General features: G+C 72.6%; 13 protein-coding genes. 9 read left to right on the forward strand and 4 right to left on the reverse strand.

The genetic code is table 11. The annotated features are described in order from the left end of the window. Window positions 1-126 precede the first annotated feature (126 nt). Window positions 127-1,575, forward strand: coding sequence for a GNAT family N-acetyltransferase (locus tag IO33_RS0137530; RefSeq protein WP_245235977.1), 1,449 nt, complete (start codon window positions 127-129; stop codon window positions 1,573-1,575). A gap of 220 nt (window positions 1,576-1,795) precedes the next feature. Here the strand turns inward: IO33_RS0137530 and IO33_RS0137535 are convergent, their stop codons facing one another. After that, a complete protein-coding gene (locus IO33_RS0137535; protein WP_031173522.1) occupies window positions 1,796-2,995 on the reverse strand; it encodes a trans-sulfuration enzyme family protein in 1,200 nt (399 codons plus the stop codon). Window positions 2,996-3,055: 60 nt separating this feature from the next. Here IO33_RS0137535 and IO33_RS0137540 point away from each other — a divergent pair, with 60 nt between their 5' ends. The 6 genes from IO33_RS0137540 to IO33_RS0137565 all read left to right on the forward strand — a co-directional run bounded on the left by IO33_RS0137540 (window position 3,056) and on the right by IO33_RS0137565 (window position 9,466). After that, window positions 3,056-3,541 (forward strand): Lrp/AsnC family transcriptional regulator, encoded by a 486-nt coding sequence (locus IO33_RS0137540; RefSeq protein ID WP_031173523.1) that lies wholly within the window; start codon window positions 3,056-3,058, stop codon window positions 3,539-3,541. 52 nt (window positions 3,542-3,593) lie between these two features. After that, a complete protein-coding gene (locus IO33_RS0137545; protein WP_031173525.1) occupies window positions 3,594-5,285 on the forward strand; it encodes a DUF885 domain-containing protein in 1,692 nt (563 codons plus the stop codon). 463 nt (window positions 5,286-5,748) lie between these two features. Beyond that, on the forward strand, window positions 5,749-6,417 hold the full coding sequence (locus tag IO33_RS0137550; protein WP_031173526.1) for a hypothetical protein: 669 nt from the start codon (window positions 5,749-5,751) through the stop codon (window positions 6,415-6,417). Between the two features lie 177 nt (window positions 6,418-6,594). Continuing rightward, window positions 6,595-6,825 carry a ferredoxin gene (locus tag IO33_RS0137555; RefSeq protein ID WP_031173528.1) on the forward strand — a complete coding sequence of 77 codons (231 nt, stop codon included), beginning with the start codon at window positions 6,595-6,597 and terminating at the stop codon, window positions 6,823-6,825. After that, window positions 6,815-8,206, forward strand: a complete 1,392-nt coding sequence (locus IO33_RS0137560; protein ID WP_031173530.1) for an NAD(P)/FAD-dependent oxidoreductase — start codon at window positions 6,815-6,817, stop codon at window positions 8,204-8,206. The genes IO33_RS0137555 and IO33_RS0137560 overlap by 11 nt, the downstream gene beginning before the upstream one ends. A gap of 33 nt (window positions 8,207-8,239) precedes the next feature. Further along, window positions 8,240-9,466, forward strand: a complete 1,227-nt coding sequence (locus IO33_RS0137565; protein ID WP_031173531.1) for a cytochrome P450 — start codon at window positions 8,240-8,242, stop codon at window positions 9,464-9,466. 18 nt (window positions 9,467-9,484) lie between these two features. On the opposite strand, the gene IO33_RS0137570 is transcribed toward IO33_RS0137565, so the two are convergent. After that, a complete protein-coding gene (locus IO33_RS0137570) occupies window positions 9,485-10,000 on the reverse strand; it encodes an immunity 21 family protein (RefSeq protein ID WP_031173533.1) in 516 nt (171 codons plus the stop codon). A 25-nt stretch (window positions 10,001-10,025) separates the two neighbouring features. Further along, entirely contained in the window at window positions 10,026-10,502 is a 477-nt protein-coding gene (locus tag IO33_RS0137575) for a rhodanese-like domain-containing protein (RefSeq protein WP_031173534.1), read from the reverse strand. 94 nt (window positions 10,503-10,596) lie between these two features. Here IO33_RS0137575 and IO33_RS0137580 point away from each other — a divergent pair, with 94 nt between their 5' ends. After that, window positions 10,597-11,043, forward strand: a complete 447-nt coding sequence (locus IO33_RS0137580) for an Lrp/AsnC family transcriptional regulator (protein WP_031173536.1) — start codon at window positions 10,597-10,599, stop codon at window positions 11,041-11,043. Between the two features lie 50 nt (window positions 11,044-11,093). On the opposite strand, the gene IO33_RS0137585 is transcribed toward IO33_RS0137580, so the two are convergent. Beyond that, window positions 11,094-11,807 (reverse strand): SDR family oxidoreductase, encoded by a 714-nt coding sequence (locus IO33_RS0137585; RefSeq protein ID WP_031173538.1) that lies wholly within the window; start codon window positions 11,805-11,807, stop codon window positions 11,094-11,096. 111 nt (window positions 11,808-11,918) lie between these two features. Here IO33_RS0137585 and IO33_RS0137590 point away from each other — a divergent pair, with 111 nt between their 5' ends. Further along, window positions 11,919-12,746, forward strand: a complete 828-nt coding sequence (locus IO33_RS0137590; protein ID WP_031173539.1) for a helix-turn-helix domain-containing protein — start codon at window positions 11,919-11,921, stop codon at window positions 12,744-12,746. Window positions 12,747-12,823: the final 77 nt, after the last annotated feature.

Raw genomic sequence — 12,823 nt, forward strand, 5'->3', positions numbered from 1 at the left:
GGCGGTTCCCGTGCCGGGGCGCGGCGACCCGACCACGGAAAGCGCAGCAAAAGGGACGGAGCATGCTTTACCCATCGGTCACAAACCGTTCGTGATCACGCAACACCCTTCCTTCACAGTGGCTGCATGACTGGAGACATGTCGAATGTGACCCGGGCGAAGCACGGACGCCCCGTACACCACTGGCGGCGGGACCTCGTCGAGCTCGCCGCCCTGTTCACCGCCGTCGCCGTCGCCGACGCGGTGGCGAACCTGATCGGGCACGGTCCCGACGGTCCCACGCTGCTGGTGATCTCGGCGCTGGTACTGGCCGCGACGGCGGGCTTCCACACGTGGTGGGCACGGCGCCACGGACACGCACCGCCGGCCGACGATACCGGCGCCCGGCCGGCCCCCGAGGCCCGGCCGGCCGGGCCCGCCGACCGGGAGGGCACCCCCGCGCACGACGTGACGGGCACCCGTGCGCTGTGGCGGATGCGGACGACGGTGAAGGACGAGCCGGGCTCGCTCGCGGCGCTGTGCACGGCGATGGCCGAGCGGCACGTGGACATCCTGAGCCTCCAGGCACACCCGCTCGCCGAGGGCACCGTGGACGAGTTCCTGCTGCGGGCGCCGGGCGCGCTGGCGGCGGCGGAGATCACCCGGGCGGTCTCGCTGGCCGGCGGCGCGTCCACCTGGATCGAGCGGGCCGACGCCCACGACCTCGTCGACGCCCCCACCCGGGTACTCGGCCTGGCCGCGCGCACCGCGCTGGACGCCGCCGAACTGCCGCTGGCGCTACGCCAGTTGCTGGGGCGGTGCACGATCCGCTCGCTGCCCGGGACACCGGTCGGCGGGGGCCGGGGACCGGAGCCGGTGCCGGCCGAGGGCGTGCTGGAGGACACCGTGATGCGGCTGCCGGCGCCGGAGGGCGGAGTGCTCACCGTCGAGCGGCCGTATCTGCCGTTCACACCGACCGAGTTCGCGCGGGTCCGGGCGCTGGTGGAGCTGGACAGCCGGCTGGGTCCGCGGATCCCGCACGGCAAGGACGTGCTGACGCTGCCCGAGGGCAAGGACATCACCGTACGCCGGGTCGACACCTCGGACCTCGCCGCCGCGAAGGCGATGCACGAGCGGTGCTCGCCGCGCACCCTCGGCATGCGCTACCACGGCCCGGTCGGCGACGCGGACCGCTATCTGAAGCACCTGCTCAGCCCCCGCTTCGGCCGCACGCTGGCCGCGCAGACCACCTCCGGCCGGATCGTCGGCCTCGGACATCTGCTGTGGGACGGCGACGAGACCGAGGTCGCGCTGCTGATCGAGGACGACTGGCAGCAGCGCGGTATCGGCGGCGAGCTGCTGGACCGGCTGGTGGCGATGGCCGTGGAGGCCGGCTGCGAGAGCGTGTACGCGGTGACGCAGGCGTCCAACACCGGCATGGTCACCGCGATGCGCGGCCTCGGGCTGCCCCTGGACTACCAGATCGAGGAGGGCACGCTGGTCATCACGGCCCGCCTGGACGCCACACCGGTCGCACGGCGCTCGCCGTACGGCACCGTTGTGCGCCACGCCGGCGACCCGGCCAGGCGCGGCTGACACACGGCCGGCCGGGGCCGGCGTGCCCCTGCGGGCGCCGGCCCGGCGGCCCTACCGAGGCCGGTACCCGAGGCCGGGCCGGCCGGCCGCCGAAGCCGCCGCACGGCGGACCCGCCGCGCCGGCGCCCAGCCACGACGGTGGCGCCCCGGCGACTCCGAACCCCGCCGAACCCCGCCGAGCCCACCACCGTCCGCTACGGCCACCACCGGCCGCCGCCGCTCAGCGCACCGCCTCCCGTAGCGGAACCGGCATCCGGACAGGCTCCCCCAACGCCTGGTCGAGGTCCGCCCACAGGTCGTCGACGTCCTCCAGCCCCACCGACAGCCGCAGCAGCCGGTCGCTCACGCCCGCGCCCCGCCGGTCGTCGGCGTCGACGATGCGGTGGCTGATGGAGGCGGGGTGCTGGATGAGCGTGTCGACGCTGCCGAGGCTCACCGCCGGGGTGACGAGCCGGACCCGGGAGATCACCTCGTGCGGGTCGCCGTGCACCTCGAAGGCGATCATCGCGCCGCCCAGCCGGGGGTAGCGGACGCGGGCCACGCGCGGATCGGCGGCGAGGCGACGGGCCAGTTCGGCGGCGTTCGCGGAGGCGGCGCGCACCCGGACCGGGAGCGTGGACAGACCCCTCAGCAGCAGATAGCCGGCCAGCGGATGCAGCACTCCACCCGTGGCGAACCGTATCTGCCGCAGCCGGCCCGCGAACTCCTCGTCGCAGGCCACCACGCCGGCCAGCACATCGCCGTGGCCGCCGAGGTACTTGGTGGCGCTGTGCAGCACCAGCCGGGCGCCGTGCTCGGCCGGACGTTGCAGCACGGGCGTGGCGAAGGTGTTGTCGGCGAGCAGCGGGACCGAGCCACAGGCGTGGGCGATGGCCCGCAGGTCGAGTTCGGCGAGGGTCGGGTTGGCCGGGGACTCGACCATCACCAGACCGGTGTCCGGGCGGAGCGCCGCGGTGATGCCGGCCGGGTCGGTCCAGGTGACCTCCGTACCGAGCAGCCCGGCGGTCAGCAGATGGTCGCTGCAGCCGTACAGCGGTCGTACGGCGACCACATGGCGCAGCCCCATGGCGGACCGGGCGAGCAGGACCGCGCTGAGCGCCGCCATGCCGCTGGCGAAGGCGACCGCGGACTCGGTGCCCTCCAGCCGGGCCAGCGCGGTCTCGAAGCGGGCGACGGTCGGGTTGCCGAGCCGGCCGTAGACCGGCGGTCCGACCGGGTCGGCGCCGTCCGTGGCGAAGGCGTCGATACGGGCGGCCTCGCTGCGGCTGTCGTAGGAGGGGTAGGTGGTGGACAGGTCGATCGGCGGGGCGTGCAGGCCCTGGCGGGGAAGATCGTCGCGGCCGGCGTGCACGGCCTCGGTGGCAAGGGCTCTGGATGCGGTGCGTACGCCGTCGTAGGCACCGGTGCTCGCTGTGTCCATGGGCGGAAGGGTGAACATCGAACGGTTCACTGAAATCGAACACCGTGCTACGTTCGGCCAATGGCCGAATCTGTCGTACTGGATCCGGTGGACCTCCATCTGCTGCGGCTGCTGCAGAACGACGCCCGGACCACCTACCGTGACCTGGCCGCGCAGGTGGGCCTGGCGCCGTCGACCTGCCTGGACCGGGTGACCCGGCTGCGCCGCTCGGGCGTGATCCTCGGTCATCAGCTGCGACTCGATCCGGCCAAACTCGGACGCGGGCTCCAGGCGCTGCTGTCGGTACAGGTACGGCCGCACCGGCGGGAGCTGGTGGGTCCGTTCGTGGAGCGGATCCGGGCGCTGCCGGAGGCGCGGTCGGTGTTCCATCTGACCGGGCCGGACGACTATCTGGTGCATGTGGCCGTCGCGGACCCGGCGGATCTCCAGCGGCTGGTGCTCGACGAGTTCACGGCACGGCGCGAGGTGGCCCGGGTGGAGACCCGGTTGATCTTCCAGCAGTGGGAGTGCGGACCGCTGCTGCCTCCCGGCCACGCCCAGAGCTGAATCCCCGGAACGTGGGTGACGCGATGATCCTCCGCGTACGAGGATGGGCCGCATGTCTGAGACCAAGAGCCCGCTGCCCCGTGAGGTGGCCGACGCGTACGTGGACGACCTGATCGCGCTCGACCCGGTGACCGGTACCTACCTCGGTGTGACGGAGAGTTCGCGCCGGCTGCCCGACTACTCGCCCGCGGGCGCGGCGGCACTCGCGGAGCTGGCCCGGGCCACCCTCGCGAAGCTCGACGAGGCGGAGCGGCAGCCCGGTGCGGACAGCGATGTGGAGCGGCGCTGCGGACGGCTGCTGCGGGAGCGGCTGACCGCCGAACTCGCCGTGTTCGAGGCGGACGAGCACTTGCGTGCGGTCGGCAACATGAGCACGCCGGGCCACTCGGTGCGGGACGTCTTCACGATCACCCCGGCACGGACGGAGGAGGACTGGGCGGCGATCGCCGAGCGGCTGCGCGCGGTGCCGGGCACGCTCGCGGGCTACCGCGAGTCGCTGCAACTGGGCCTGGACCGCAAGCTGTACGCCGCCCCCCGGCCGACCGCGACGTACATCGAGCAGCTCACCGAGTGGACGGACACCGACGGCAAGGGCCGCGGCTGGTACGAGGACTTCGCCGCCGCGGGGCCCGAGGCGCTGCGCGCCGAGCTGGACGAGGCGGCCGGCGCGGCGACCGGCGCCCTGGTGGAGCTGCGGGACTGGTTGCGAGACGTGTACGCGCCGGCGATCGAGGGTGCTCCGAACACGGTGGGCCGCGAGCGGTACGCACGCTGGTCCCGCTACTTCAACGGCACCGATCTCGATCTGGACGAGGCGTACGCGTACGGCTGGTCGGAGTTCCACCGGATCCTCGGCGAGATGAAGCAGGAGGCCGAGAAGATCCTGCCCGGCGCCAGGACGCCGTGGGTGGCGCTCGCGCACCTCGACGAGCACGGCCGGCACATCGACGGCGTGGACGAGGTCCGGGAGTGGCTGCAGGGCCTGATGGACCGGGCCATCGAGAACCTGGACGGCACGCACTTCGAACTGGCCGAGCGGGTGCGGAAGGTGGAGTCGTGCATCGCCCCGCCCGGCGGTGCGGCGGCCCCCTACTACACGGCTCCGTCGGAGGACTTCTCGCGGCCCGGCCGCACCTGGCTGCCCACGATGGGCCAGACCCGCTTCCCGGTCTACGACCTGGTGTCGACCTGGTATCACGAGGGGGTGCCCGGCCACCACCTGCAGCTCGCCCAGTGGGCGCACGTCGCGGAGAACCTGTCCCGCTACCAGGCGACGATCGGCGGGGTCAGCGCCAACGCCGAGGGCTGGGCGCTGTACGCGGAGCGGCTGATGGACGAGCTGGGCTACCTCACGGACCCCGAGGAGCGGCTCGGCTACCTGGACGCGCAGATGATGCGGGCGGCCCGGGTGATCGTGGACATCGGCATGCATCTGGAGCTGGAGATCCCCGCCGACTCGCCGTTCCACCCCGGTGAGCGGTGGACGCCCGAGCTGGCGCAGGAGTTCTTCGGCGCGCACAGCAGCCGGCCCGCGGACTTCGTGGAGAGCGAGCTGACCCGGTATCTGACGATCCCGGGCCAGGCGATCGGCTACAAGCTCGGTGAGCGGGCGTGGCTGCTGGGCCGGGAGAAGGCGCGGGAGCGGCACGGCGACGCGTTCGACCTGAAGGCCTGGCACATGGCGGCGCTGTCGCAGGGTTCGCTGGGGCTGGACGACCTGGTGGACGAGCTGTCCCGGCTCTGACCGCCCCGCGTCGGCCTCCGAAGCGGTCTTCGGAGCGGCCGGCCTCCCCGATGCCCCAGCCGCCTTCGCCGGCCCCGGCCACCGACCCAGGCGGCCCGGGGCCATCGGGGAGCCCGCGGACTCCCCCGCCGCGACTCGCCACCCGCAGACCACACCCACCCCGCGGCACGGCCGTACCACCGTGGGCGGTCGCCCCCGCGCACCGCGACAGGTGGGCACGAGCCCGAACCACCGCCAGGGACTCGCCACCCACAGACCGCCCGCCCGCGGCACGCCCTCACCGCCGTGGGCAGTCGTCCCACAGGGCGGGACGGGTGAGCACGGCCGACAGCGCCGGTCCCCGCCTCGCGCCGGAAGTGCAGGCCGTGCCGGACCCGTTCGGCCGTCCGGCCGTCCCCGGTGGCGCAGGTGACCGGGTGGCGGCTAGCTGGTGCCGGAGGCGATGCGGAGGAGGCGGGCCGGCATGAAGCAGCACGGGCAGCAGGCGCTGGAGACACCCCGGGCCGCCGGCCTCGCGGGCGTGGTGTTCGCACTGCTGCTCGCGGCGGCGATCGTCCTCGTACGGCTGGGCATCCCCGAAGGCGCCGCCGCGGCCGGCATCCCGGGATTCACGGACTCCGCTCAGCGGAAGGCGCTGCGGACGGCCCTCGCGCTCGTGCCGTTCGCCGGCATCTTCTTCCTGTGGTTCGTCGGCGCGGTGCGGGCGCACGTCGGCGCGGTCGAGGACAAGTTCCTCGCCACCGTCTTCCTCGGCAGCGGACTCGTCTACACCGCCACGATGTTCGGCGCCGCCGCGGCCGCGGCGGCCGTCCTCTCCGTCGGACACCCCACCGGCACCGCCCCGCAGCTGCCCACCTGGGACTTCGGCCGTCATCTCGCGTACACGCTGATGGCGTACGCCACGCGGATGGCGGCCGTCTTCGTCTGCTCCATGTCGGTGATCGGCCGGCGCCTGGGCGTCCTGCCCCGCTGGCTCTCGGCCCTTGGCTTCCTGGCCGCCCTCACGCTGCTCTTCGTCGCGTCCAGCGTGCGCTGGGCGGAACTGGTCTTCCCCGCGTGGTCACTGGTGCTCAGCGTGTACATCATCCTGGCCCGCGGTCGCGCCGGGACCCGCACCGCGGAACACCCCTGAACGGCCGGTTCCCGGTGGCGGGCGTGCCGCGGACGTCCGGCAGCCCGAATGGGGCTTCCCGACGGGCGATGTTGCCCCACCCCGCTCATGCTGGCAGACGGGACATGACCGCCGTCCGGGAATGCCGCGCCCCCGGCCGGCGCCACCGGACCTGGCCACCGGAAGGGCGGAGCGTCGATGAGGCTCGTCGTCGATCTCAACAAATGCCAGGGGTACGCCCAGTGCGCGTTCCTCGCTCCCGATGTCTTCGCCATGCACGGCGAGGAGTCACTCGTCTACAACCCGCACGCGCCCGAGGAGCAGCGGGAGCGGCTGGCCCGCGCCGTCGCCGCCTGCCCGGTGCAGGCGATCACGGCGGACGGGCTGGACGACACGGGAGACGCCCGGGAGGCGTCCGATGCCCGCTGACCACGTCGACTGGCTCAGGCGCGAAGGCCGTATCGTCATCGTCGGTGCCTCGCTGGCGGGTCTGCGGGCCGCCGAGACGCTGCGCGCCGAGGGCTTCACCGGCGAACTGACCCTGATCGGTGACGAGCCGTACGAGCCGTACGACCGGCCGCCGCTGTCCAAGTCCGTCCTGCTGGGCATGGCGTCCCCGCGCCACACCGAGCTGCCGCACCGCCGGGAGATCGACGCCAAGTGGCGGCTCGGTGTCCCGGCGACGGGTCTGGACCTGACGGCCAAGCGGGTCCGGCTGGCCGACGGGGACGAGGTGGAGTACGACCGGCTGCTCATCGCGACCGGCGTCCGCGCCCGGCCCTGGCCCAAGGAGGACGAGGCCCGGCTGGGCGGCGTCTGCCTGCTGCGGACCCGGGACGACGCCGCCGACCTGTACCAGCGGCTGAAGGCGGGGCCGCGCCGGGTGTTCATCATCGGCGCGGGTTTCGCCGGTTCCGAGGTCGCGTCGGCCTGCCGGGAGATGGGCCTGCCCGTCACCGTGGCGGAGCGTGCCGGTGCTCCGCTGGTGGGCGCCCTCGGCGGGGTGATCGGTGCGGTCGCGGCCGACCTGCAGACCGAGAACGGGGTGGATCTGCGCACCCGCGTCACGGTGACGGGGCTGGAGGGCGACTCGGCCGGCCGGGTGCGGGCGGTGCATCTGTCCGACGAGAGCTCCGTCGAGGCGGATGTCGTGGTCGTCTCGCTGGGGTCGGTGCGCAACACCGAATGGCTGACCGGCTCGGGGCTGGGTGCGGGACCGCGGGGCATCGCCTGTGATGCCGGCTGTCGCGCCTTCGACTTCCGGGGCATCGTCACCGACGACGTCTTCGTCGCGGGTGACGTGGCACGCTCCCCGCACGCGCTGTTCGGCTACCAGTTCCTCTCGCTGGAGCACTGGGGCAACGCCGTCTCCCAGGCGCAGACGGCGGCGCACAACATGATCTGCCACGGCGCCGACCGGCGCCCGCACCTGTGGATGCCCGCCTTCTGGTCGTCGATGTTCGGCGTGAACATCAAGTCGGTCGGTGTGCCGCCCATGGGCGACCAGATCATGATCACGCAGGGTTCGCTGGCCGAGCGCCGGTTCGTCGGCGTCTACGGCCACCAGGGCCGGATGGTGGCCGCCGTGACCTTCGACAACACCCGGTGGCTGGAGTTCTACCAGCGGCAGATCGAGCGGGGTGCGCCGTTCCCGGTGGAGTTCCCGACGGTGGACCGGCGTCCCGAGGGCCGGCAGCCGGTGGACGCCGACTTCCCCGACCCGTCCCTGCCGACCCACGGCCCCATGGTGACCCTCAGCGGCTACTCGCCGGCCGATCAGCAGCTGCTCTTCCACCCCGCCCGCCACTGACCGCCGCCCAGGCCGACGTCTCAAGGACCTGTCATGCCGCACGCCTCGATGTTGCGCCAGATCACCGACTTCGCGAACCGCGCCAACCCGTATCCGATCTACGAGGAACTCCGCCGGACACCGGTGCTCCACGAGGAGGACGGCCCCTACGTCATCAGCTCGTACTACGACATCGAGGCCCTGCTCCACGACCCGCGGATCAGCTCCGACGCCGCCAACCAGACCGCCGCCGGTGACGACGAACTCTCCCAGTCGGAGGGAACGGGGCTCCCCCCGAGCTTCATCCGGCTCGACCCGCCGGAGCACGACCGGCTGCGCAGGATCGCCAACAGCTCCTTCGGGCCACCGCACCGGCCGCGCCGGATCGAGAGCATGCGGGGCGAGCTGGGTGAGATCGTCACCGGGCTGATCGACGGACTCGGGGACACACGGCAGATCGACCTGGTCGACCAGTTCGCGTATCCCTTCCCGGTCACGGTGATCTGCCGGCTGCTCGGCGTGCCGCGCGAGGACGAGCCCCGCTTCCGTGCCTGGGTCGACCCGATCGTCGCCGGTCTTGACCCGGACACCCGGACGAGCGCCGAGTCCGAGCGGGTCGCGCAGGAGGCACGGTTGCAGCTCGGCCTGTACCTCAACGGACTGGTGGAGCAGCGCGCCAAGGAACCACGCGACGACATGCTGTCCGACCTGGTGAACAGCAGAGGTCCCGACGGCGCCATGACGACGATGGAAGTGCTCAGCACGGCGGTGCTGCTCCTCATCGCGGGCCACGAGACGACCGTCAACCTCATCACCAACGGCATGCTCACGTTGCTGCGCCACCCGGAGATCCTGGAGCGGCTGCGCAACGACCCGGGCCTGTCGGTGCGGATCGTGGAGGAGCTGCTGCGCTACGAACCCCCGGTGCAGATCGTGCCGCAGCGCACCTGTATCACCGACATCGAGCTGCGCGGGGTCACCATCCCCAAGGGCTCCCGCATCTGGCTGATGCTGGCTGCGGGCAACCGCGACCCGGAGCGGTTCAAGGATCCCGAGCGCTTCGACCCGGACCGCGAGGACATCCAGCACCTCGGCTTCGGCAGCGGCATCCACAGCTGCTTCGGCGCTCCGCTGGCCCGGCTGGAGACCCAGATCGCGCTGGCCGAACTGGCCCGGCGGCTGGAGAATCCGCGGCTGGTCGAGGACCCGCCGCCGTACCGCCAGAACGCGGTGCTCCGCGGCCCACGGCACCTGAACATCGCCTTCGACAACCTGCGTTGACCGTCGTGGCCGGTCCGGTCAGTGGCCGAGCCGCCTGAGCTGCACCAGGCCGACCCAGGTCTCCGGCCCGGGCTGGACGTACGCGGCGCGCACCGCGTACGAGCCCGGTGCCAGGTCGATCCGCAGATGCTCCTGGCCCTCCGCGCTGCCGCCGGGCCAGGCCGAGTCGAACAGCAGCACCGGGCCGGGCACCCGCCACTGCACCTCGCTCCCCCACGCCGCCGTGTCGAGGGCGGCGGGGACTTCGGCGAGCAGTTCCTCCTCGGAGTTCGCGGCGGACCAGCGTACGAAGGTGGCGTGGTCCGGCAGGAAGGACGTGGCGGCGGGTTCGTCACCGAACACCAGGGCCGCGCTGTCGCCGACCGGGAGCAGGCCCACGTACCCGTCGACCTCGCACGCCCGGTCGTAGTCCGTGTCGAGTTCCTCGCTGTCGGCGCCCGCCCAGAACGGCAGCACCGTCTCCGGTACGGCTATCAGCGGGCCGCCGCCCGATTCGACCCACTCCAGCGCGCCTGGTTCCGCGTATCGAGCCATGGGCAGAGAACCTACACGGTGTCGATCAGCAGCCGCACTCGCCTTCGGCGGGCGCGGTCAGCGAGTCGGCGGCGCGCTGCTCGCGCCCCTGCCAGGTCTCGTACGCGAGGCCCTCGCGCGCCCAGTACTCGAACCCGCCGAGCATCTCCTTGACCTGGTAGCCGCGTTCGGCGAGGGCGAGAGCGGCGCGGGTGGCGCCGTTGCAGCCGGGGCCCCAGCAGTACGTCACCACCGGCACGGACTTGTCCAGGAGCCGCTCGGCCTGCTCGGGGACGAGCGCGGTGGGCAGGTGGATCGCGCCGGGGAGGTGGCCCTGGTCCCAGGACTCGGCGGAGCGGGAGTCCACGACGACGAAGCCGGGGTCGCCGCCGGCCGCGAGCGCGGCGGCCACGTCGGAGACGTCGGCGTGGAAGGCCAGGCTCGCCCGGAAGTAGGCGGCGGCCTCGGCGGGCGCGGCGGGGGCGACGCGCAGGACGGGGTTCTCGTCTGTCTTGGTGATCATGACTGGAAATCTATGGCCCGCGAACCGCTTCCTGAAGGGACGATCCACGGCCCTCCCCTTGATGTGCCGGGGATTCCCCTGCTATCCATCCGGGATGACCGCGTATTCCCCGGACGCCACCGACTGGCGCATTCTCGAAGTCCTCCAGCGGGAGGGACGAGCCAGCTACGCCGAGCTGGCGCGCGCCGTCTCCATGTCGCCGAGTGCCGTCACCGAACGGGTCCGGCGGCTGGAGGAGGCGGGCGTGATCCAGGGATACGCCGCGGTCGTCGATCCCGAACGGCTGGGACTGCCGATCCTGGCGTTCGTACGGCTGCGGTACCCGAACGGCAACTACAAGCCGTTCCACGACCTGGTGGCCGCGACGCCCGAGATCCTGGAGGCCCACCATGTGACGGGCGACGACTGCTTCGTCATCAAGGTCGCCGCACGGTCCATGGCCCACCTGGAGCAGACCTCCGGGAAGATCGGCGCGCTGGGCTCGGTGACCACCAGCGTCGTCTACTCCTCACCACTGCCCCGGCGTGCCCTGGGCCACTGACGTCATCGTGAACGTGATCGGCACCATGCTCCCGCTCGCACCGATCAGGATCAGGTGATGCGGTGTCCTCCGTCCACGTGCAGCACGGTTCCGGTGATGAATCCGTTGTGCATCACCGACGAGAACGCCTGGGCGATGTCGTCGGGGGTGCCGACGCGGCGGGCCGGGAGCTGCTCGGCCAGCTTGGCGAAGGCGGCCTGTCTGTCCATGCCGAGCTGGTTCCAGATGGGGGTGTCCACCCAGCCGGGGGAGATCACGTTGACCCGCACGGGTGCCAGTTCGATCGCCAGCCCGCAGGCCAGCGACGCGAGCGCGCCGTTGGCCGCGGCCATGATCGTGTTCGACCCGTTCGGACGGTAGGCGTTGATGCCCGAGGTGTAGGTGATCGAGCCGGTGACTCGCCCGGCCGCGTGCTTGCCGACCAGCCAGGCCCCGAGCAGTTTGGTGTCGACGACGGACCGTGCGGTCGCGGTGGCGACGTCGGCGGTCCGGCCGTACACGCCGGTTGCGTCCGCCGCGGTGACCGCCACGTGGTCCACTCGATCCACCTGGGCGAACAGTTCCGCTATGTCCTCCTCCCTTCCCATATCGGCCGTGACGGTGCTGATCTTCCCGCGCTCGGGCCCTTCCAGGTGCGCCCGGGCCGTCGCGAGCCGGTCGGCGGATCGGCCGACGATCGTCACATCCATGCCTTCGGCGAGCAGGGTCCGGGCCAGGGCGAGGCCCATACCGGAGCCGCCACCGATGATGATCGCGTTGGTCATGGTTCGAGGCTGCACCGCCGGACCGGCGCCGGGGAGGCCGCGGGGTTCCTGGGTGTGCCACGGCCACCCAGGAGCGGTTCGACCGGTGGCAGACTCTCAGCCGTGAACGCGATGGCCAGGTTCCTTCGGATCCGGCGCGGGCAGATAGGCCCGGCCGATGTCGGGTTGCCCACCGGGCCGGGTACCCGGCGCACACCCGGGCTGCGCCGCGAGGAGCTGGCCGCGCTGGCCGGCGTGAGCGTGGACTACTACATCCGGATCGAGCAGGGGCGGGAGACCGCGCCCAGCGACGCGGTCCTGGGCGCGTTGGCCCGGGCCCTGCGCCTCAGCGCTGACGAGCACGCCCACCTGCTCGGTCTCGCCGACCGGGTCGCCGGGCGGACACCGCGCCACCGGCCCGCCGATCCGCGACCGGCCGGCCCTGGCCTACGGCTGCTGCTGGAATCGGTCCGGCCCAGCCCGGCGTACGTACTCGACGAGGTCAACGACGTGCTGGCCGCCAATCCTGAGGGCCTTGCGTTGATGCCTGGGCTCAGCGACTGGCCGCCCGGCCGGCGCAACACGATCCGGTACACCTTTGTGCACGCGGCCGCGCGGACCCTGTTCGCCGACTGGGACCGGGTGGCCCGCAACTGCGTCGCTCACCTGCACACCGCCGAACTGAGCGCGCCGGAGCGCACCGCCGCGCTGGTCGACGAACTCTCCTCGGCCAGCGGCGAGTTCGCCGCTCTGTGGCGCCGGCACGAGGTATGGGTCAAGCGCGCGGGCGAGACCGCGTTCCGGCACCCCGCGGTCGGCCCGATCACGCTCGCCAACGAGGTACTCACCCCCGCGGGCGACGGTCAGCGCGTGCTGATCTACCAGGCCCCGCCCAGGACGGCCGAGCACGATGCCCTGGTCCTGCTGGCCATGACCGCCGAGGACGTACGAAATCCTTGAACTCACCGGTCGGAGATGTGAACTGACGGGCAGCGGCTGCAGGCACCGCCGCGGATCAAGGATGGCTGCGGAACGGC

This window comes from Streptomyces durhamensis, assembly GCF_000725475.1.
GTDB classification, from domain to species: domain Bacteria; phylum Actinomycetota; class Actinomycetes; order Streptomycetales; family Streptomycetaceae; genus Streptomyces; species Streptomyces filipinensis.